Origin of the sequence: Geomonas ferrireducens (assembly GCF_004917065.1) — a bacterium.
GTDB lineage: Bacteria > Desulfobacterota > Desulfuromonadia > Geobacterales > Geobacteraceae > Geomonas > Geomonas ferrireducens.
In genome coordinates this window covers 157615-177891 of the sequence record NZ_SSYA01000002.1, presented here as the reverse complement: position 1 = coordinate 177891, position 20277 = coordinate 157615, and the positions used below count along the sequence as shown (strand labels likewise).

The following is a 20277-nucleotide window of genomic DNA, read 5'->3' as shown; positions in this document are numbered from 1 at the left end:
AGCAGCAGATGTCCAGTACTCTCGAAGCACAAGACACCGAGCGCGCCGCGGCCGCGGCCTGTTTCGACTTCTCCCACATAGCCGGCGAACTCGAAGAGAGCCGCAGGCGCCTAAGCGCCGTCTTTGAAACGGTGCAGGTCGGCATCGTCATCATCGACGCGGAGACCCACACCATCGTCGACGCGAATCCCAAAGCGGTGGAACTGATCGGCATCGACAGGGAAAACATGGTCGGCGCCGTCTGCCACTGCTTCATCTGCCCCGAGAAGGTCGGCTCCTGCCCGATCACCGACCAGGGGCTGCGCATCGACAACGCCGAGCGGCGGCTTCTCAGGGGCAACGGCGAGACCATCACCATCGTGAAAACGGTGGCCAGGGTGAAACTGCACGGGCGGGACCACCTGGTCGAGAGCTTCCTGGACATCACGGACCGTAAAAAGGCCGAGGAGGAGTTAAGGGAGAGCGAGGAGCGTTACCGCGACATCCTGGACAACGCCAACGACCTCATCCAGAGCGTGGACGCCACCGGCAAGTTCATCTACGTGAACAGCGCCTGGAAACGCACCCTGGGCTACAGCGACGAAGAGCTCGCCTCGATGAACATCTTCGACGTGATCAAGCCCTGCTGCCAGAGCCACTGCGCAAACATGTTCGACCAGCTGAAAACCGGACAGAAGATACCCCGCGTGGAGGTGGAGTTCCTCGCCAAGGACGGCCGCAGCATCATCCTGGAGGGGAGCATCAACTGCAACACGAACGAGGGAGAGGCGATCAGCACGCGCGGCATCTTCCGTGACATCACCGAGCGCAAGCTGATGGAAGCGGAGCTCATGCAGAGCGAGGATCGTTACCGCAAGCTCTTCGAGAACGCGCCGGAAGCGATCGTGGTGCAAAGCGAGGGGCGCTACTTGTGCGCCAACAGGGAGGCGTCTCACCTCTTTGGTCTGGAGAGCCCCGAGGAGCTGGTCGGCAAGTCGATCTTTACCTTCGTTCACCCTGACTTCCACGGCATGGTGCTCGAGCGCATCCAGCAGATCAAGGTCACCGGCGAGGCCTCCCCGCTGCGCGAGTCGAGGATCGTGCGCAAGGACGGCGCGATTATCGACGTCGAGGCGACCGCGACCGGGATCATGTTCCAGGGGCAGGAGGCGATCCAGGTGATGCTTCGCGACATCACCGAACGAAAGCAGGTAGAGGCCCAGCGCAGGGAGCTGAATGCCCGGTTGGAGAAGATGGTCGAGGAGAAGACCCGGCACCTGAAGGAGGCCCAGGCCAAGCTGATCCAGTCGGAGAAGATGACCACGTTGGGCGAGGTGATCGCGGGTGCCGCGCACGAGCTCAACAACCCGCTGGCCGGAATCCTCGGGGCGATCCAGATGCTGCGCAGCAACGCACTCGCCCACCCGATCGACAGCGAGCTCATGGAGGGGATCGACGTGCTCGAGAGCATCGAGAGCGCCGCCGTTCGCTGCCAAAAGATCGTCGAGGACCTGGTCCGCTTCACCACGCAGGTGCGCTGCAACTTCAGCGAAATGGACATCAACCAGGTGCTCAGGGACACCCTTGAAATCATGGACGGTCCCTTCAAGGAGCAGAAGATCGAGGTGAAGCTGCATCTCGACCCCGCGGTCCCCCCCATCGAGGGAGACTTCGTGAAGCTCCTGGAGGTCTACGTCAACCTGCTGCAAAACGCGAAGAGCGCGCTCCCCAACGGCGGCAGGATCGACATCAGCACGAGGCTTATGACCAAGTACGGGGAGCAGCCCCAGCTCGCCGTTGTGATCAAGGACAACGGCTGCGGCATCCCGCCGCAGAACATGGGGAAGATCTTCGATCCCTTCTTCACCACGAAGCCCGCCGGGAAGGGGCCGGGGCTCGGCCTCACCGTGAGTTACGGCATCATCAAGCGCCACAGGGGGGACATCGACGTACAGTCGACGGTCGGCAAGGGGACCGAAGTCACGGTGACCGTGCCGATGCGGCAGCAAAACCGGTCGTCCCAGATCATCGGCTGAGCCCCGCACGGTGGATTTTCCGGCTCAACGTGTAAAGTGAGCTTAATTTCATTTGACTTTTCCCTCTCCATCTGGTTAATAGTCTGACCGATGGCAAGGCAAGCCGGCTACCTGGAGCGATCTCCGGGGCGGGTTCGAGCCGATCGCAAGCGCGCTATGCGGACAGCCGAAAAACTGGATAAACGATAATACTAAACCATCCGCGAGGATGGGACGGAAAGCCTATAGGGTCTCACCGAGACAGCCGGGTTGCCGAAATATCTAAGCTAAGATATCGGCAACCCGTTTTTTTTCGCCCGCTTTTAATGATCCCTCCCCAACCACCCCGGCGCCGAACCTGCGGACCGGAGGCGTTTTTTCCCTCCTTTACATCCATCACATTTTTCGTGTCGGGGCGCTTGCCACGGCAGGAGCTTTCCCATGCATGATGCGGCCAACGCCGAAATGACTTCTTTCCCCCCGGCCCGCGAGCAGCACGGTACCGGTTCGCCCCAGGACCAGGAGCGGCTCACGATGCTGAAGGAAGCGATCGACTCGCTCCCGATCGGGCTCGGGATCACCATCAGTGACACCGACGGCAGGATCGTCTACACGAACAACGTGGATGCGGAGATGCACGGCTACGCGCCGAGAGAACTGATCGGGAAGGAGGCGCGTATTTTCGCGCCGCGACGCGACGACGTCGTGCCGCGTGTAAGCCCCGCCAGCTTCTGCCTCTGGTCCAGAGAATGTCTGAACGTGCGCAAGGACGGCGCGGAATTCCCGGTGCAGCTCACCTCGCGTCCCATCAAGGACCAAAACGGGCGCTGCCTGGGTGTCGTCACCGCCTGCGAGGACCTTACCGCCCGGAAGCTTTGCGAGCAGCAGTTGGAAACCCTCGCCTACTACGATCCCGTCACCCGGCTCCCCAACCGGTCGCTGCTCATGGACCGCCTGCACCAGGCGCTCGCCCTGGCCGAGCGGGAGAACAGGGAGCTTGCCCTGCTCTTCCTCGACCTGGACAACTTCAAGCACCTGAACAGCTCGAAAGGGCACGAAAACGGAGACCGGTTCCTCCAGGAGGTGGCCGCCCGCCTGGCGGGCTCCCTCGGGGAGTCGAACACCCTGGCCCGGCTAGGCGGCGACGAATTCGTCATCGTGATCAACTCCGGCCCGGACGAGGTCGGAGTCGCGGCGATGGCCGCCAAGCTGCAGGAGCTCTTCACCGCACCCTTCGTCATCGACGGCGAGGAGCTCTACGGCAGCACGAGCATCGGCATCGCCCTTTACCCGGACGACGCGGTCGACGTCGAGAGCCTGCTGCGCTGCGCCGATGCCGCCCTTTACCAAGCCAAAAGCGAAGGGAAGGGGATGTTCCATTTCTTCTCCCAGGAGATGAACGAGCGCAACATGCGCCGTGCGGCCCTGGAAAACGGCATGCGCCAGGGGCTCGGGCGGGGGGAGTTCTACCTCCACTTCCAGCCCCAGTGGGACCTGAAGAGCTTCCGCCTGACGGGGGCAGAGGCACTTTTGCGCTGGCAGAGTCCCGAATTCGGCCTGGTGGGGCCGGACGAGTTCATCCCGATCGCCGAATCCAGCGGCCTCATCTTCGAGCTGGGGGAGCTGGTGCTGCATGACGCCTGCCTCCATGCGGCGCGCTGGTGCAGTATCTGTCCGCAGATGAAGATCGCGGTCAACATCTCCGGGAGGCAGTTCCGCCAGCCGGATTTTTTGCAGACCGTGGAGCGCCACATCGAGGCGACCGGGGTTCCCCCAAACTCGCTGGAGCTCGAGTTGACCGAGAGCGTCATCATGGAGCGCGCCGAGAGAAACATCGACACCCTGCGGGCCCTGAAAAAGATGGGGGTGCGCCTTAGCATCGACGACTTCGGCACCGGCTACTCATCGCTTAGCTACCTGAAGCACTTCCCCATCGACGCCATCAAGATCGACCGTTCCTTCATCGCCGAGCTGACGAGCGACAGCGACGATGCCGCCATAGCGGTTGCCATCATCTCGATGGCGCGCAGCCTCAAACTCAAGGTGGTGGCCGAAGGGGTAGAGACGAGTGAACAGCTCCACTTCCTGGCCGGCAGGAAGTGCGACGAGGCGCAGGGGTTCTACTTCGCCACACCGATGCCGGCGGAAGAGTTTGAAAACTACATAAGGGAGTTCTGCGGGCGCAGCGAAGTCGTTCATCCCCCTGCGTCCCGCTGAAACCCCAATCCAGAGGAGGTACATCCGTGTCGCTTAAGAGAAAAGCGCTTTTTGCGCTCATGCAGTTCGTTGCCTTGCCGCTTATGGTCCCCGAGATCCACGCATCCAACGTAGGGGTCGACGTCGACATCCACCTGGGGAACCAGCCCCGTCCCGTGATCGTGGCGCCCCCTCCCCCGGCACCCCGCCCGGTGATGGTCGCTCCGGCGCCTCCTGCTCCCTATTACGATGACGTCGAGGAGGACGTGGATTTCGTCTACCCGGAGCGGCTTGGCTTCTACGTCGCGGTCGGCGTACCGTACGACCTCTTCTACCTGAACAACGTCTACTTCGTGTTCCGCGACGGGCGCTGGTACCGCTCCCCGGACAACAGGGGGGGATGGTATCCGGTGCGGTACCGCGAACTGCCGCCGTCCTTGCGGCGCTACCGCATCGAGCGCATCCGCGAGTACCGTGCCCGCGAGTATGACGTGTACAGGCACGACCGCGACCATTACCGCGGTCGGCACCGCAGCGACAAGGGGTACTGGAAAGAGGTGCGCCACGAGGCAAAGGAGCAACGCAAGGAGGCGAAACGCTTCGAGAAGGAGCAGCGCAAGGAGGATAAGCGCTTCGAAAAAGAGCAGCGCAGGGAGGATAAGCGTTTCGATAAGGAGCAGCGCAGAGAGGACCGGGAATTTGACCGTGACCACCACGGGCGGTAGCGTGAACCGCTGCGGGTGGGCGGGGAGCGATCCCCTCTACTGTTCCTACCATGACCTCGAATGGGGAGTGCCGGTGCATGAAGACCGCCTCCTCTTCGAGTTCCTCACCCTCGAGGGGGCCCAGGCCGGGCTTTCCTGGATCACCATCCTCAGAAAGCGCGAGGCGTACCGGCGCGCGTTCGCGGCCTTCGACCCCGAGGCCGTGGCGCGTTTCGGCGCGACCGACGAGGAGCGCCTCATGGCGGACGCCGGGATCGTGCGCAACCGGCTGAAGATCTCCTCCACGCTCGGCAACGCCCGCGCGTATCTCACCGTGCAGGAGGAGTTCGGGAGTTTCGACGCGTACCTCTGGCGTTTCGTGGACGGCACTCCCGTGCAAAACGCCTGGCGCACCCTAAGCGAGGTGCCCGCGACGAGCGAAGTCTCGGACCGGTTGAGCCGCGACCTGAAAAGGCGCGGCTTCCGCTTTGTCGGGAGTACCATCTGCTACGCCTTGATGCAGGCGGTAGGGATGGTCAACGATCACACCGTCGACTGCTTCCGGTGGCAAGAACTGGGTCAACGCTGACCGGCAGGACTTTTCCCCCACAAGTAGAGTCTGCTGCAAAACCTTCCTTACCATTTGCACCCTCGCCCGATTTCGGGTAATTATGAAGGGTCGTTCCTCAAGCTTTTCACTTCCGCCATCTACGTCACGAGCCCTTCCGGATGCCCGCCCCGCGGCGTCCGCCTGCGTGCTCCATGAGGAGAACCCATGTTTCGTCGCACCAAGATCGTAGCCACCGTCGGCCCCGCCAGCGATTCGAAGGAGATGCTGGACACCCTGATCCACGCAGGTGTCGACGTTTTCCGCCTGAACTTCTCCCACGGCGATTACGCAACCAAGGTCCAGGTCATCGAAAACATCCGCACCCTTTCCAAGGAGCACGAGCACGCCGTCGCCATCCTTGGGGACCTCCAGGGACCGAAGATCCGCACCGGTCTCATGGCGGGGGGGGGCATGCCGCTTTCCGCCGGAAGCGAGGTCGTGGTCACAACGAGAGAGGTGCTCGGCGAGGGGAACCTGATCCCGACCATCTACCGCGGGCTGCCGCACGACGTGAAGCCCGGCGATCGCATCCTTCTGGACGACGGCCTCATGGAGCTCAAGGTGCTCGGCGTGGAAGGGGATGACGTCCGCTGCCTCGTAGTCACCGGCGGTCTTTTAAAGGATCGCAAGGGGATCAACCTCCCTGGCGCCAAGGTCTCGGCCCCGGCGCTCACCGAGAAGGACCGCGAGGACCTGCAGTTCTGCATGGAACAGCGCTTGGACTACGTGGCGCTCTCCTTCGTGCGCCAGGAGTCGGACGTTTTGCAACTGCGCGAGATCATCGACGCTGCGGGCTCCCCTTTGCGCATCATCGCGAAGATCGAGAAGCCCGAGGCGGTGCTCAACTTCGCCGCCATCCTGCGCGCCTCCGACGGCGTCATGGTGGCCCGCGGCGACCTGGGGGTCGAGTTGAACCCGGAGAAGGTGCCCCTCATCCAGAAGCGCATCATCCGAAGCTGCAACGAGGCGGGAAAGCCGGTCATCACCGCGACCCAGATGCTCGAGAGCATGGTCAACAACCCGCGCCCGACCCGTGCCGAGACCTCGGACGTCGCCAACGCGATCCTCGACGGCACCGACGCCATCATGCTCTCGGCCGAGACCGCGTCCGGGAAATACCCGGTGGAGGCGGTCTCCATGATGGTGCAGGTGGCGCGCGACATCGAGAACGACCCGCAGCTCATGGCGCAGTGCTGCAAGGGGCCGGACGGCAAAAACGGCCTCCCCAACATCTCCGAGGTAATCGGCATGGCCGCCTGCCGTGCGGCGGAAAGCGTCAAGGCCGCCGCCATCCTCGCCTTCACCCAGACCGGGAGTACGGCGGCGCTGGTCTCGAAGTACCGTCCCGCCCAGCCCATCATCGCGGTGACCCCGTCGCAGGAGGTGCGCCGCCGGCTCGCCCTGTACGCCGGGGTGCACGCCCTTAGGGTCGACATCGAGGGGGACACGGAATCGCAGATCCTCTCGGTGGAGGCCGCGGTGCTCGATACCGGCTGGCTCAAGAAAGGGGAACTCGTAGTCATAACCATGGGGAGTCCGCTCTCAAGCCCGGGCACCACCAATCTGATGAAGGTGCACCGCCTGCATGAGCCAGGCGCACGTTCCGGGCGATGATGGGAGAAGGGAAGTCACCCCGGCGACGTGCCGGCAAAGGCCCCTGCTTTACTTGATTTAACCTTGCACTGGTGAGGGGTCGGTGTTATAAATATTCGCGATTGCTCGCTTGAGCATCTGCGTTGCGCCTGTGATGGCCGGCTTTATGTCTTACCGTCGCGGCGTATCGAGGGTTTAGTCCAAATGGCTAGACCCTCTTTCATTATCTTTGTCATGGAGGTCACTCTGTGAGTGTCATTCTCGTTACCGGCGGGGCCGGTTACATAGGAAGCCACGTCGTGCGTCAGCTCTCCGAGGCCGGGCACGAGGTGGTGGTCTATGACAACCTCTCCACCGGTTCTGCGGACGCCCTGATCCATGGGGAGCGCCTGATCGTCGGTGAGCTGGCCGACCAGGCGAAGATCCGCGAGGTGATCAGGGATACCGGCTGCAAGTCGGTGCTGCACTTCGCCGCCGCCATCATCGCCCCCGAGTCGGTGCATCTGCCGCTCAAGTACTATTCCAACAACACGCGCAACACCCTGAACCTCTTGCAGGCCTGCGTCGAGCAGGGGGTGGAGCGTTTCATCTTCTCCAGTACCGCCGCGGTCTACGGCATGCCCGAGGGGGGGAGCGCCTCGGAGACGAGTGCCACCGCCCCCATCAACCCCTACGGCACCTCGAAGCTCATGAGCGAATGGATGCTGCGCGATGCGGCCTTCGCGCACGGCTTCTCCTACGTGGCGCTGCGCTACTTCAACGTCGCCGGGGCCGATCCGAAGGCGCGCATGGGGCAGCGCACCCCTGAGGCGACCCACCTAATCAAGGTGGCCTGCCAGGCGGGGCTCGGTGCGCGCGACGGCGTCTCCATCTTCGGCACCGACTACGCGACCCCCGACGGCACCGGCATCCGCGACTACATCCACATCGAGGATCTCGCCTCGGCGCACCTGGCCGCCCTCTCGTACCTTGAGAAGGGGGGTACCTCGGACGTGATCAACGTGGGGTACGGCGCGGGAAGCAGCGTGCGCGAGGTGATCAGGGTGGTCAAGGAGGTAAGCGGCGTCGACTTCAAGGTCACCGAGGCGCCGCGCCGCCCGGGCGACCCGGACAGCCTGGTCGCCGTGGCGGACAAGATCCGCAGCGTGCTCGGGTGGACACCCAAGTACGACGACCTGCACACCATCGTGGCGGACGCCTGGCGCTGGGAAAAGAAACTGTTCGAGTCCCGCCGTTAGAAGGGGCGCGAGAAAGGGAGATGGCATGATCAAGAGCATGACCGGATACGGCAAAGGGGAGGCAGCCCACGAGGCGGGGCGCTTCATCGTGGAGGTGCGCTGCGTGAACCACCGCTACGGCGAGGTGACCGTGAAGCTTCCCCGGGCGCTGATGCAGTTCGAAAACGAGATCAAGAAACGGGTGGGTGAGCGGCTCGTGCGCGGCAAGATCGACGTCTTCATCCAGGTCGAGAACGCGGTGGCCCTTGGGGTTCCCACCCCGAACCTGCCGCTTGCGCGGGGGTATCTGAAGGCGTACCAGACCATCGGCGAGGCACTAGGTCTTTCCGGGCAGGTTGACCTATCTCTCATCGCGGCCCAGCGTGACGTGGTCACCGTCGCCGCCGAGGCCGAGGCGACCCTCGAGGAGATCCCGCAGGAGCTCGTCGCAGCGGTGGACGATGCGCTGCGCCGGGTGGACGAGATGCGCCTTTTCGAGGGGGAGTCGCTCTTCGGCGACTTCAAGAAGCGTCGTGAGACATTGGACCGGCTGATCGGGCAGGTGGGGGAGCGCGCGCCGCTCGTGGTCTCGGAATACGCACAGCGCCTGAAGGAGAGGATCGCGCAGCTTTTGGGCGAGGGGAGTCTCCCCGAGGAGCGCATCGCGCAGGAGGTCGCCGTCATGGCCGACAAGTGCGACGTCACCGAGGAACTCGTGCGCCTTTCGAGCCACCTGCGCCAGTTCGACGAGACCCTCGCGCAGAGCGAGCCGGTGGGTAGAAAGCTCGACTTCCTGCTCCAGGAGATCAACCGCGAGGTGAACACGATCGGCTCGAAGGCGAACGACGCCCAGATGGCCGCGTGCGTGGTGGAGTTGAAGGCGGAGCTCGAGAAGATCCGTGAACAGGTGCAAAACATAGAGTAAGGCAGACTTTACAGGTCGCTGGGTCCGCCGTCACGGTTTGTAGCGGATCCCGACACTGAGAACGGGTGAAACGATGAAACGTGAAGGCGTGCTGTACGTGATTTCGGCTCCTTCGGGGGCGGGTAAGACCTCGCTCTGCAAGGAAATAATTGACATATTCCCCAACTTGCGGCATTCTGTCAGCTACACGACGCGCCCTCCCCGAAACGGCGAGGTGCACGGGCGTGATTATTTTTTTGTGGGCAAGGAAGAGTTCGACCGGATGGTGCAGGAGGGGGAGTTTGCCGAGTGGGCCGAGGTCCACGGCAATTTCTACGGCACGTCGCTCGCCACCCTCAAGGAATCCCGCTCCGAGGGGATCGACCTGATCCTCGACATCGACTGCCAGGGTGCGCGGCAGCTCAAGGCGCGTTTCGAAAGCGGGGTCTACATCTTCATACTCCCGCCCAGCATCGAGGAGCTCAGGCGCCGCCTGGACAACCGCTCCTCCGACTCTCCGGAAGTCATTGAGCGCCGTATAAACAACGCCGCCGGTGAGATCAAGGAAGCGCGCTGGTACGACTACATCATCGTCAACGACAAGTTCACCGAGGCCCTGGAACAGCTTAAAAGCGTGCTGGTAGCCGAACAGTGCCGCACCACCCGTCTTCTGCAGGGACTTTCCAGGCTTTTCTCGATCTAGAAGCTACGTAAAATCACAAAGGGGATTTCATTTATGGCAAGGGTTACCGTAGAAGATTGCCTTGAGAAGGTGGACAACCGCTTCCTCCTGGTCATGCTCGCCTCCAAGAGGGTGAAGCAGCTTTTCAAAGGCGCGAAGCCGCTCATCGACAACAGGGGCGCCAACAAGAACGTGGTCGTCTCCCTGAGGGAAATCGCCGCCGGCAAGATCGGCTGTGAGATCGGCAAGAAGGGTCGTTAGTAGATCGGAGGGGGAGTCGCGCGAAGCGGCCCCCCTTTTTTGAACCTGCAGGGGCTATCGGCTCACGGGGACTGTGGCCCCGGGCTGTTAGCCCCTTCTTTTTCAGTTAAAACGGACGCGATGATACGACTGAACGACATACTCGATAAGGTTTCCGCCTACAACCCGGGCGCGAACCTGGACCTTTTGCGCAAGGCCTATGTCTTCTGCGCCAAAGTGCACCAGGGGCAGACGCGCCTCTCCGGTGAGCCGTACCTGATCCACCCGATGGAGGTGGCGGGGATCCTGGCCGATCTGAGGCTCGACCTTGCCGCCGTGGTGACCGGCCTTCTGCACGATACCGTCGAGGACACCCTGACCACCCACGAGGAGCTGGAGTCGCTCTTCGGCGAGGAGGTGGCGCGGCTCGTCGACGGGGTGACGAAGATCGGCAAGATCCACTTCAAGACCAAGGAAGAGAGCCAGGCGGAGAACTTCCGCAAGATGCTCCTTGCCATGGCCAACGACATCCGGGTCATTCTGGTGAAGCTCGCCGACCGCCTGCACAACATGCGCACCCTGCAGTACCAGCCCGAACCGAAGCAGCGTACCATCGCGCGGGAGACGCTGGACATCTACGCCCCGATCGCGAACCGGCTCGGCATCTCCTGGGTGAAGGGGGAACTCGAGGATCTCTCGTTCCGATACCTGGAGCCGCAGCTTTACTACGATCTCGCCTCCAAGGTCGCCAAGAAGAAGCAGGAGCGCGAGTCCTACGTCTCCACGGTGAAGGAGATCATCAAGAAGCAGCTCGAGGAGCACGGCATCAAGGGGGACGTCTCCGGGCGCTCCAAGCACCTCTACTCCATCTACCGCAAGATGCAGAGCAGGAACGTCGACATCGACGAGATCTACGACCTGATCGCGATCCGTGTCTCGGTGGATGACATCCGCGAGTGCTACGAGGTGCTCGGCATCATCCATTCCACCTGGAAGCCTATTCCCGGCCGCTTCAAGGATTACATCGCGATGCCGAAGGGGAACATGTACCAGTCGCTGCACACGACGGTGATCGGCCCCTACGGCGAGCGGATGGAGGTGCAGATCCGCACCGTCGACATGCACCGGGTCGCCGAGAGCGGCATCGCAGCGCACTGGAAGTACAAGGAAGGGAAGGGGTACGACGAGAAGGAGGTCCGTCACTTCACCTGGATCCGGCAGCTCTTGGAGTGGCAGCAGGAACTCGCCGATTCCAAGGAGTTCATGGACACGGTGAAGGTCGAACTCTTCCCGGAGGACGTTTTCATCTTTACGCCTAAGGGGGACGTGAAGGGATTCCCGAAGGGGTCGACACCGATCGACTTCGCCTACTCGGTGCACACCGACGTGGGGCATCGCTGCGTCGGTGCCAAGGTGAACGGAAAGCTCGTGCCCTTGAAGTACGAGCTGAAGACCGGCGACATCGTCGAGGTGATCACCTCTCCGCACCACACCCCGAGCAAGGACTGGCTGAAGATCGTCAAAAGTTCGCGGGCGCGCAACAAGATCAGGGCATGGGTGAAGACCGAGGAGCGCCTCAGAAGCATCACTTTGGGGCGCGAGATCTGCGAGAAGGACTTCCGCCGCTACTCCCTGAACCTCGGCAAGCTGCAAAAGAGTGGCGAGCTGAAGAAGGTAGCCCAGGAGTTCGGCTTCCAGACCGAGGACGACCTGATGGCCTCGGTGGGTTACGGAAAGCTCTCCGCGAACCAACTGCTCGGCAAACTCCTCCCCGCCGACAAGCTCGAGGCGGCCAAGGAGCAGAAGGAAACCCGCATCGGCAAGGTGATTGGTGCGCTGAAGGGAAAATCCTCCTCCGCCATCCAGATCAACGGCGTCGAGGACGTCCTGGTGCGTTTCGGCAAATGCTGCAACCCGCTTCCCGGCGACGAGATCACCGGCTTCATCACCCGCGGGCGTGGCGTCACCGTGCACACCGCGGACTGCCCCTTTGCCATGGCGCTCGAGCCCGAGCGGCGCATCGAGGTCGCCTGGAACAAGGGTAAGAAGAGCGCGCTGCCGGTGAAGATCCGTGTGGTGTGCAACGACGAGAAGGGGATCCTCGCCAACATCGCGACCGCCATCACCAACTGCGAGGCGAACATCTCGAGCGCCTCGATCCAGAGCACCCTCGATAAGCGTGGGGAAAATCTTTTCGAGGTCGACGTGACCGATCTTGACCACCTGAAGAAGGTGTTCGCCGCCATCATGAAGGTGAAAGGGGTCATCAAGGTGGAGCGGCTTAAGAGTTAGCAGTAGAAGAAATAGTGAAGGAGGAAGGCATGAAGGAAATTATCAGCACGGAAAACGCGCCCAAGGCGATCGGGCCTTACTCCCAGGGTGTGAAGGCGGGGGGCTTTCTCTTTCTCTCCGGCGCGATCGCGCTCGACCCGGCGACCGGTGAGGTCGTGCAGGGGGGCATCGTGGCCGAGACCGAGCAGGTGATGAAGAACATCGGGGCGCTTTTGTCGGCCGCAGGGCTCGGTTTTCAGGACGTCGTGAAGACCACCATCTACCTCGCCAACATGGCGGATTTCGCCACGGTGAACGGCATCTACGGCGGCTATTTCCAGGAAGCGGCGCCGGCCCGCAGCACCGTGGAGGTGAAGGGGCTGCCGCGCGGCGTCCTCGTGGAGATCGAAGTCACCGCCCTTTGCCGCTAGCGGAACCCGGACAAAAATAAAGCCGCCGGCGCATGATGCGCCGCGGCTTTAGGGACTGTGCGGAAGATCTTCTAGAGAGCCTTGGTGACGTGACCGGAGCGGATGCAGCGGGTGCAGACCTTGATGCTCCTGACGGTACCGTTTTTCACGGCCTTGATCTTCTGCAGGTTCGGGCGCCAAATTTTGCTGGTCTTGTTGTTGGCGTGGCTAACGTTGTTCCCGAAGCTAGGGCCTTTACCGCAAATCTCGCATATTCTGGACATTCTTTGTACCCTCCGGTGATTACTGAAGTCGTAACTATTAACAGAATCGCGCCGCCGATGCAAGGAAAAAGTTGGCGGCTTGTCGTTTTTTCAGGTGCTAAATCATGGCTTTATTGAAGGGGATAGTCTCCCTACTCGTGCTGATACTGATCGTTTTGAGTGTGCTGTTCGTGGACTTCGTGTACAAGACCTTCTCTCTTGCGCCGCGCGATGTGAAGGCGGACGCCATCGTGGTCCTGACCGGCGGGCGCGGCCGTGTCGAGGAAGGGGTGCGGCTGTACCGGGCGGGGCAGGGGAAGAAGCTCTTTCTGATCGGGGTCGACCCGTCGGTCAAGAAGCGGGAGTTGTACAAGGGGGAAGGGGCCGGGAACGTCTACCTGGAGCAGTCCTCGCGCAATACCCTGGAGAACGCCATCTACGCGCGCGACCTCATCATGAAGCACGAGGTGAAGTCGATTAAGCTGATCACCTCGCGCTACCACATGAAGCGCTCCACGATCCTTTTCAGGAACGCGCTCCCCAAAGACGTGGCGATCTACCCGCACCCGGTAGACTCCAGCAACTTAAAGGAAGAGTGGTGGAGCCATTCCGGGAGTTTCAAACTTCTCTTCTCCGAGTTCTACAAGTACTGCATCCTCCGTTTCTTCTTCATGTTCGCCCCCGGCGAGCTGCGACCCATTCTAGGCAACACCTAGAGACACTCACGCAAAGCCGCAAAGGCGCAAAGAAAAACCAAGCGGAAAAAACAAACAGGGATGAAGGGGATGCAGGGGATAAAACCAAAGACTGGTTTTTGTTTATCCCCTTTATCCCATTCATCCCTGTTAAACGTCGTGCCTTGTTTTCTTGTGTCTTTGCGTCTTTGCGTGAGCCAGGTTTACTCCGCCTTTTCCTCGATCCTCGGGAAGAGCGCCTCTGCCTTGGCGATGGCGGTGCCGGGTTTCAGCCCGCCCCAGGCAAGTCCCTCGGCGCTCGCCTCGTCGGAGCCGACGAGGCAGGAAAGCCCTTTCTGCGCCGTCTTCGGCATGAAGGCGGAGAGAAGCGTGTACACGATGCGCTGGCTCTCGAGCATGTAGTACATGACCGTGGAGAGACGCTCGCGCTTTTCCGGGTCCTTCGCGAGGGTCCACGGGGCGGTCTCGTCGATGTACTTGTTGCCGGCGGAGATCACCTCCCAGATCGCCTGCAGGGCGCGGCTGAAGGCGAGCTCGTCGATGAAGCCGTCCACCTGCCCGATCATCGCCACGGTCTTCTCGCGGTACGCCTTGTCCAGCTCGCTCTCCTCGCCCGGGGTCTGCAGCACACCGCCGAAGTACTTGCCGAGCATCGCGGTGGAGCGGTTCAGCAGGTTGCCGAGGTCGTTCGCGAGGTCGGAGTTGATGCGGTGGATGAGCGCCTGATGCGAGAAGTCGCCGTCGAGACCGAAGGGAACCTCGCGCAGCAGGAAGTAACGCACCGCGTCGACGCCGTACTTGTCGATCAGCATGTTCGGCTCGACCACGTTCTGCAGGCTCTTGCTCATCTTCTGACCTTCGACGGTCCACCAGCCGTGGGCGAAGACCTTACTCGGGATCGGGAGACCGGCGGCCATCAGGAAGGTGGGCCAGTAGACGGTGTGGAACCTAAGGATGTCCTTGCCTATCAGGTGCACGTCGCAGGGCCAGTACTTCTCGAAGTTGCCCCCTTCCTCGGGGTAGCCGAGCGCGGTGATGTAGTTGGTGAGCGCGTCGAACCAGACATAGACTACGTGCTTGTCGTTACCCGGGACTGGGATGCCCCACTGGAAGGTGGTGCGGGAGACCGAGAGATCGCGCAGGCCTTCTTTGACGAAGGAGATGATCTCGTTTCTGCGGCTCTTGGGCTGGATGAAGTCCGGGTTCGCCTCGATGTGGGCGAGCAGCTGGTCCTGGTACTTGCTCATCCTGAAGAAGTAGGACTCCTCCTTCAGCTTCTCGGTCGGGCGGTTGCAGTCCGGGCACTTGTAGTCGATGAGCTGGGTCTCGGTCCAGAAGGTTTCGCACGGGGTGCAGTACCAGTCCTCGTACTCGCCGAGGTAGATGTCGCCTTTCTCCATGACCCGCTCGAAAAGGACGGACACCCCTTTCTTGTGCCGCTCCTGGGTGGTGCGGATGAAGTCGGTGTTGGAGATCTCCAGCTTCTCCCACAGCGACTGGAAGCGCTTCATGACGCGGTCGGCAAGCTCGAGCGGAGTCTCACCCGCGGCGTTGGCGGCCTTTTCGACCTTCTGGCCGTGCTCGTCGGTGCCGGTCAGAAAGAAGACGTCAAACCCCTTGAGTCGCTTGTAGCGCGCCAGCACGTCCGCGGCCAAGGTGGTGTAAGCGTGCCCTATGTGCGGGACGTCATTTACGTAGTAGATGGGGGTGGTGACGTAAAAAGCCGGTTTCATTGTGGTTTCTCCTTTTTTCTTTCCTTGACGTCGACGGGCCGATTGCGGCGCTGCTTGCCGGGCCCCTGGGCCTTGCCCTTGTCGCCCCCCTGCTGCTCACCTTTTTGCTGCGGCGGTTTCTTCACGCGGTCGCTCACGTTCTCTGGCGCGATCTCCTCCCCCTTGAGGGTGACCAGCGAGTCGTCCGTGGTTTTAAGGGTTACCGTCTGATCCAATACGTTGACCTTCACCACCTCGCCGTCGACGCAGCCGCACTGCACGCGCTTGCCGCACTTCGGGAGCCCCTTTCTCAGGTTGCAGTAGGTCTCGAACTCGTAGGAGAGGCAGCACAAGAGCCTGCCGCACTGACCCGAGATCTTGCTAGGGTTGAGGGCGAGGTTCTGCTCCTTCGCCATCTTCACCGATACCGGCTCGAACTCCCTGAGGTACGAGGAGCAGCAGAGCTCGCGGCCGCAGATGCCGATGCCGCCGACCATCTTCGACTCATCGCGCACGCCGATCTGGCGCATCTCGATCCTCGTGTGGAAGGCGTGGGCCAGGTCCTTCACCAGCTCGCGGAAGTCGACGCGGCCGTCGGCGGTGAAGTAGAAGATCGCCTTTGAGCCGTCGAAGAGGTACTCGACGCGGACCAGCTTCATGTCCATGCCGCGTTCCTTGATGCGGGAGAGGCAGAACTTGTGCGCCTCCTTCTCCTTCGCCGTGTTGGCGGCGAGGGTTGCGAGGTCGGCGAGGTCGGCCAGACGCTGTATCGGCTTGAGCCCTTCGGGGACGAGCGAATCCTCCACCTCGATGGGGCCGGCGACGACCTGGCCTATGCTTTTACCCCGTTCGGTCTCCACGATGACGCGGTCACCCGGCTTGACGCTGGTCTTGCCGGAGCTGAAGTCGTAGAGCTTCCCAGCGGTGGTGAATTGAATCCTTACGATCTGTGCCAAAAATGCCTCCAAAGAGAAAACAGGTCTTGAACCTGTGGTTTGTGTCGGTGCTGCAAAGAAACGCGATGCGGTTTTACCGCTCCGCGAGGCGCATGAAGAAGACCTCGAGGGCGAGCCTCGCGTTCACGTTGCGCACGAGCATCCGGCGCGTGGCGACCAACTGCTCGATCAGGTCGATGATGCGTTGCTGCGGGCTGCGCTCCGCCTCACGGGCCACCAGGTGCGCAAGGTCTGCGTTGGCAAGCGCCTCCGGGGTGGAGCGGTAGATGAGCACGTCGCGCAGAAAGGAGAGGAGCAGCTCGAGAAAGCCGGGGAGCCCCTCCTTGTCGGCGGCGAACTCCTCCGCCGCGGCGAAAAGCGCGTTCACGTCTTTCAAGTTCAGCGCGAGCACCCGCTCCAGGAAGTTCACCCGTCCCTCGAGCACGCCGTCGGTAGCGACTTCCACCGCACGCTTCAGGCTGCCGCCGGAAAGGGAAGCGGCGACGCGGGCCGCGTCCGCCGGGAACTGCTCGCGCAAAAGCCGCGCTTCGACCATCTCGGCCGGCAGCGGCTGGAAGTCGAGCGTCTGGCAGCGGGAGAGTATGGTCTGCAGGACCGCGGAGCGCTCGGCGGTTATGAGGATCATCAGCGCGTTGCCCGGCGGCTCCTCCAGGGTCTTCAAAAGGGCGTTCCCCGAAGAGAGGTTCAGCTTCTCTGCCCCGTCGATGATGCACGCCTTCTTGGGTGCCTCGAAGGGGCGGTAGGCGAGCTCCTTTTGCAGCTCACGGATCTGGTCGATCTTTATGAAGGCGCCGTCCGGTTCCAGGATATGGAGGTCCGGGTGCTGGCCGTTCGCGATCTTCCTGCAGGAGGGGCAGACGCCGCAGGCGTCCTCCTTGCCGCAGAAGACGGCCTGCACCATGGCAAGGGCCGTCTTTTTCTTGCCGCACCCCTCGATGCCGGAGAAGAGGTAGGCGTGCGCCACCCGCTCCAGAGCGATGGAGCGTTTCAGCACCGAGATGGCCCGGTCCTGCCCTATGACTTCGGAAAATGGCATCGGCTACGCCCCGAGCGCCGCTTGGGCTGCCGCGGGAAGGCGCTTGGCCAGCGCGGCCAGCATCAGTTTCTCGGTGGCGGCCACGTCGCCGGAGCCATCCACAATCACGAAACGCTCGGGCTGCGCCTTGGCCAAGGCGAGGTATCCCGCGCGCACCCGCTCGTGGAAGCGCACCGATTCCAGCTCGAAACGCTCCTCGCGCGCGCCGGAGGTGGCCTCGATGCGGGAGAGCGCGCGGGCAAGCCCGATCTCCACCGGGCAGTCGATGAGCACGGTGAGCGCCGGCTGCACGCCGGAGGTGGCGAGGCCGTTCAACTGCCCGATCACGGCGAGGTCGAGTTCACGCCCATGCCCCTGGTAGGCGAGCGTCGCGTCGGTGAAGCGGTCGCAAAGAACCGTCTCGCCGCGCTCGAGCGCCGGGGCGATCACCTCCTGAACGTGCTGCGCACGCGCGGCGGCGTAAAGAAGGAGTTCGGCAAGCGGCGTGATGGCGCTGTTCTTGGCATCGAGCAGGATGGCGCGCATCTGGTCCGCGATCGGGCAGCCGCCCGGTTCGCGCGTCGCGACCACCTTCTGTCCCGCAGCCTGGAGACGCTCCTTCAGGAGCCTCAGCTGGGTCGTTTTGCCGCACCCTTCAACGCCTTCAAATGTAATGAAAAAGCCCATGTCGCTGGTCTCATGATCTCTTATAAAATCACTGAATTATATGGGAGGGGTGATCATTATGCAAGATTTAAATGCCCGTCCTGAGCCGGGTTGCACCGGTTTCAGCCGCCTCTGGCGCGGAGTTGCCGCGGCCGTTACTGGCATAGGTTCATTGCTGCGCTGGTCGAGTTCACGCAGAAGCTTATTGCCATGCCGAAAACCTTTGACTATAGTTGCCTCAAATTAAGGAGAAACGTGGGCTTTATCATGAGCGAGATCCAGGAAGATAAGATGCAAAAAGTGGAGAAGCGGCTGAACTACCGGTTCGCCAAGCGCGAACTTCTGGAAGAGGCGCTCACCCACCGCACCTACGTGAACGAAGCGGGCGGCAAGGACAACCAGCGCCTGGAGTTTTTCGGGGACGCGGTACTTGATTTTCTCCTCTCGGACCTCTTGCTCGCGCGTTTCCCGCAAAGCAGGGAAGGGGAGCTCACCAAGATGCGCGCGGCGCTCGTGGACGAGGTGAGTCTCGCCCGCATCGCCGGCAGCCTCGAGCTCGGCGCGTCGCTGCGCCTTGGTAAAGGGGAGGAGAAGGGGGGCGGGCGTGAGAAACGCTCGCTTCTGGCCGACGCCTTCGAGGCCCTTCTCGCCGCGGTCTACCTCGACGGCGGCATCGACGCGGTGCGCGCCATCGTGCACGGGCTCTTCGAGCCGCTCCTCTCCTGCCCGGAGATCCTGAGCGGACGCGACACGAAGACGGAACTGCAGGAGCGTGCCCGGCTTCTTCGCGGCGAACTGCCGCGCTACCAGCTGAAAGAGGCGAGCGGCCCGGACCACGACCGGCGCTTCAGCGTCGAGGTGTACATCGGCGACGAGCTCATGGGGGAAGGGGTGGGGCGCACCAAGAAGGAGGCCGAGCAGGATGCGGCCCGCGCCGCGGTGCAGCTTCTCAAGGGGAAGCCTTGAGGCCGCTGTTCGTCCCTTTCTTCATCCCGCACCTTGGGTGCCCGCACCGCTGCGTTTTTTGCGACCAGGAGAAGGTGGCGGGTGCGCGGGGCGTCCTTCCCACCCCGGCTGAGCTCCTCTCGCGCATCGAGGAGTACCGCGCCGGCGCCCCCGGGCGCAGCCTCGAGGCCGCCTTTTATGGCGGGACCTTCACCGCGCTCCCGCTGCCCGATCAGGAGGCGCTCCTCGCCCCTCTGCAGCCGCTTCTCGAGAGCGGGCTCCTCGCTTCGGTCCGTCTTTCGACCCGCCCCGACGCGGTGGACGCGGGGACGGCACTTTTTCTGCGTGAACGTGGCGTCGCGACCGTCGAACTCGGCGTCCAATCCATGGACCCCGAGGTGCTTGCGCTTTCCGGGCGCGGCCACGGGGTCGCCGAGGTGGAACTTGCCGTGGCGGCCCTCAAAGAAGCCGGCATTGCGGTCGGGATCCAGCTCATGCCCGGGCTTCCCGGCGACACGACGGAGCGCTCGCTCGCCACGCTGCGCGCGGCCATCGCCCTTCGCCCCTCCTTCCTGCGCATCTATCCCACCCTCGTCATAGAGGGGACCGAACTCGCCGAGCGTTACCGGTGCGGGACCTACACTCCGCTCGCACTCCCGGACGCGGTATCCCTTTGCAAGGAGATGCTCATTACCGCCGCGCGGGCCGGGATCCCGGTGATCCGCATGGGGCTTCAGCCGACGGCCGAGCTGGAGCGCCCCGGCACGCTCCTCGCGGGCCCCTACCATCCCGCCTTCGGGCAACTCGTCGCTTCAGAGATCTGCTTCGACGTCATGTGCGCCCTCCTTGACGGTGTCCCGGCCGAAAGCCTGGTCTCCTTCGGTGCGCCGCGCGGCAGGGTTTCCGACCTCGTCGGGCAGAAGAGGGGGAACCTCGCGCGCCTTGGCGAGCAACACGGTGTTGACGCCTCGGTTCACGAGGACGCGGCACTCGCCCCGGAGCTCATCTCTCTTAAGTTGGAAGGCGGGGTGCGTTACGCCCGTCGCCCGGACCTACACCCGCAGCACTAGGCATTGCGCCGCTTCGGTGTATACTGTGTCGGTGCCCCCGACACCTGCCGGGACGCAAAGAGAGCTTTCCTTGCTGAACCTTTTCCCGTATGTTGTACCGCTTTCTGATTACATATAAGAGCCAGGAGGGCTAT

At 62.6% G+C, this 20277-nt stretch carries 19 protein-coding genes and 1 riboswitch; of the genes, 14 read left to right on the top strand and 5 right to left on the bottom strand.

What is annotated here, in order from left to right; translation table 11 throughout:
* Positions 1-8: 8 nt before the first annotated feature.
* From E8L22_RS09650 to E8L22_RS09600, 11 genes are all read left to right on the top strand, one after another.
* A complete protein-coding gene (locus tag E8L22_RS09650; RefSeq protein ID WP_136524988.1) occupies positions 9-2015 on the top strand; it encodes a PAS domain-containing protein in 2007 nt (668 codons plus the stop codon).
* A 180-nt stretch (positions 2016-2195) separates the two neighbouring features.
* Positions 2196-2272: riboswitch (cyclic di-GMP riboswitch) on the top strand.
* Positions 2273-2435: 163 nt separating this feature from the next.
* Entirely contained in the window at positions 2436-4211 is a 1776-nt protein-coding gene (locus E8L22_RS09645) for a putative bifunctional diguanylate cyclase/phosphodiesterase (RefSeq protein ID WP_136524987.1), read from the top strand.
* A gap of 26 nt (positions 4212-4237) precedes the next feature.
* Positions 4238-4915, top strand: coding sequence for a hypothetical protein (locus E8L22_RS09640; protein WP_136524986.1), 678 nt, complete (start codon positions 4238-4240; stop codon positions 4913-4915).
* The gene (locus tag E8L22_RS09635) at positions 4896-5483 is read left to right on the top strand and encodes a DNA-3-methyladenine glycosylase I (protein WP_136524985.1); all 588 of its coding nucleotides are present in this window, start codon (positions 4896-4898) and stop codon (positions 5481-5483) included. The genes E8L22_RS09640 and E8L22_RS09635 overlap by 20 nt, the downstream gene beginning before the upstream one ends.
* Positions 5484-5669: 186 nt before the next feature.
* Positions 5670-7118 (top strand): pyruvate kinase, encoded by a 1449-nt coding sequence (pyk, locus tag E8L22_RS09630; protein ID WP_136524984.1) that lies wholly within the window; start codon positions 5670-5672, stop codon positions 7116-7118.
* Between the two features lie 227 nt (positions 7119-7345).
* Positions 7346-8335 carry a UDP-glucose 4-epimerase GalE gene (galE, locus tag E8L22_RS09625; RefSeq protein WP_136524983.1) on the top strand — a complete coding sequence of 330 codons (990 nt, stop codon included), beginning with the start codon at positions 7346-7348 and terminating at the stop codon, positions 8333-8335.
* A gap of 25 nt (positions 8336-8360) precedes the next feature.
* Complete coding sequence (locus E8L22_RS09620) at positions 8361-9239, top strand: YicC/YloC family endoribonuclease (protein ID WP_136524982.1); 879 nt, start codon at positions 8361-8363, stop codon at positions 9237-9239.
* Between the two features lie 73 nt (positions 9240-9312).
* Entirely contained in the window at positions 9313-9921 is a 609-nt protein-coding gene (gmk, locus tag E8L22_RS09615; RefSeq protein ID WP_136524981.1) for a guanylate kinase, read from the top strand.
* Between the two features lie 33 nt (positions 9922-9954).
* Entirely contained in the window at positions 9955-10161 is a 207-nt protein-coding gene (gene rpoZ, locus E8L22_RS09610) for a DNA-directed RNA polymerase subunit omega (RefSeq protein WP_085813544.1), read from the top strand.
* A gap of 120 nt (positions 10162-10281) precedes the next feature.
* A complete protein-coding gene (locus tag E8L22_RS09605) occupies positions 10282-12432 on the top strand; it encodes a RelA/SpoT family protein (protein WP_136524980.1) in 2151 nt (716 codons plus the stop codon).
* Between the two features lie 29 nt (positions 12433-12461).
* Positions 12462-12842: a RidA family protein gene (locus tag E8L22_RS09600; RefSeq protein ID WP_136524979.1), complete on the top strand. Its 381-nt coding sequence runs from the start codon at positions 12462-12464 to the stop codon at positions 12840-12842.
* A gap of 71 nt (positions 12843-12913) precedes the next feature.
* On the opposite strand, the gene rpmB is transcribed toward E8L22_RS09600, so the two are convergent.
* Entirely contained in the window at positions 12914-13105 is a 192-nt protein-coding gene (gene rpmB, locus E8L22_RS09595; RefSeq protein ID WP_012531640.1) for a 50S ribosomal protein L28, read from the bottom strand.
* Positions 13106-13209: 104 nt separating this feature from the next.
* Between rpmB and E8L22_RS09590 the strand changes: the two genes are divergently transcribed.
* Entirely contained in the window at positions 13210-13800 is a 591-nt protein-coding gene (locus tag E8L22_RS09590) for a YdcF family protein (protein ID WP_136524978.1), read from the top strand.
* A 182-nt stretch (positions 13801-13982) separates the two neighbouring features.
* On the opposite strand, the gene metG is transcribed toward E8L22_RS09590, so the two are convergent.
* The 4 genes from metG to tmk all read right to left on the bottom strand — a co-directional run bounded on the left by metG (position 13983) and on the right by tmk (position 18149).
* A complete protein-coding gene (gene metG, locus E8L22_RS09585; RefSeq protein ID WP_136524977.1) occupies positions 13983-15512 on the bottom strand; it encodes a methionine--tRNA ligase in 1530 nt (509 codons plus the stop codon).
* Positions 15509-16447, bottom strand: a complete 939-nt coding sequence (locus E8L22_RS09580) for a PSP1 domain-containing protein (RefSeq protein ID WP_136524976.1) — start codon at positions 16445-16447, stop codon at positions 15509-15511. The genes metG and E8L22_RS09580 overlap by 4 nt, the downstream gene beginning before the upstream one ends.
* 73 nt (positions 16448-16520) lie before the next feature.
* Positions 16521-17483, bottom strand: a complete 963-nt coding sequence (holB, locus tag E8L22_RS09575) for a DNA polymerase III subunit delta' (RefSeq protein WP_136524975.1) — start codon at positions 17481-17483, stop codon at positions 16521-16523.
* Positions 17484-17486: 3 nt separating this feature from the next.
* Positions 17487-18149, bottom strand: coding sequence for a dTMP kinase (tmk, locus tag E8L22_RS09570; protein WP_136524974.1), 663 nt, complete (start codon positions 18147-18149; stop codon positions 17487-17489).
* A 246-nt stretch (positions 18150-18395) separates the two neighbouring features.
* Here tmk and rnc point away from each other — a divergent pair, with 246 nt between their 5' ends.
* Both rnc and E8L22_RS09560 read left to right on the top strand, forming a co-directional pair.
* A complete protein-coding gene (gene rnc, locus E8L22_RS09565; protein ID WP_136526075.1) occupies positions 18396-19094 on the top strand; it encodes a ribonuclease III in 699 nt (232 codons plus the stop codon).
* A complete protein-coding gene (locus E8L22_RS09560) occupies positions 19091-20143 on the top strand; it encodes an elongator complex protein 3 (RefSeq protein WP_136524973.1) in 1053 nt (350 codons plus the stop codon). The genes rnc and E8L22_RS09560 overlap by 4 nt, the downstream gene beginning before the upstream one ends.
* Positions 20144-20277: the final 134 nt, after the last annotated feature.

Coding starts and splice junctions, on each gene's coding strand:
- metG (WP_136524977.1), bottom strand. CDS start 15,512: ATGAAACCGGCTTTTTACGTCACCACCCCCATCTACTACGTAAATGAC.
- E8L22_RS09650 (WP_136524988.1), top strand. CDS start 9: ATGTCCAGTACTCTCGAAGCACAAGACACCGAGCGCGCCGCGGCCGCG.
- rpoZ (WP_085813544.1), top strand. CDS start 9,955: ATGGCAAGGGTTACCGTAGAAGATTGCCTTGAGAAGGTGGACAACCGC.
- E8L22_RS09645 (WP_136524987.1), top strand. CDS start 2,436: ATGCATGATGCGGCCAACGCCGAAATGACTTCTTTCCCCCCGGCCCGC.
- rnc (WP_136526075.1), top strand. CDS start 18,396: ATGAGCGAGATCCAGGAAGATAAGATGCAAAAAGTGGAGAAGCGGCTG.
- holB (WP_136524975.1), bottom strand. CDS start 17,483: ATGCCATTTTCCGAAGTCATAGGGCAGGACCGGGCCATCTCGGTGCTG.
- E8L22_RS09620 (WP_136524982.1), top strand. CDS start 8,361: ATGATCAAGAGCATGACCGGATACGGCAAAGGGGAGGCAGCCCACGAG.
- gmk (WP_136524981.1), top strand. CDS start 9,313: ATGAAACGTGAAGGCGTGCTGTACGTGATTTCGGCTCCTTCGGGGGCG.
- pyk (WP_136524984.1), top strand. CDS start 5,670: ATGTTTCGTCGCACCAAGATCGTAGCCACCGTCGGCCCCGCCAGCGAT.
- E8L22_RS09605 (WP_136524980.1), top strand. CDS start 10,282: ATGATACGACTGAACGACATACTCGATAAGGTTTCCGCCTACAACCCG.
- E8L22_RS09590 (WP_136524978.1), top strand. CDS start 13,210: ATGGCTTTATTGAAGGGGATAGTCTCCCTACTCGTGCTGATACTGATC.
- E8L22_RS09600 (WP_136524979.1), top strand. CDS start 12,462: ATGAAGGAAATTATCAGCACGGAAAACGCGCCCAAGGCGATCGGGCCT.
- rpmB (WP_012531640.1), bottom strand. CDS start 13,105: ATGTCCAGAATATGCGAGATTTGCGGTAAAGGCCCTAGCTTCGGGAAC.
- tmk (WP_136524974.1), bottom strand. CDS start 18,149: ATGGGCTTTTTCATTACATTTGAAGGCGTTGAAGGGTGCGGCAAAACG.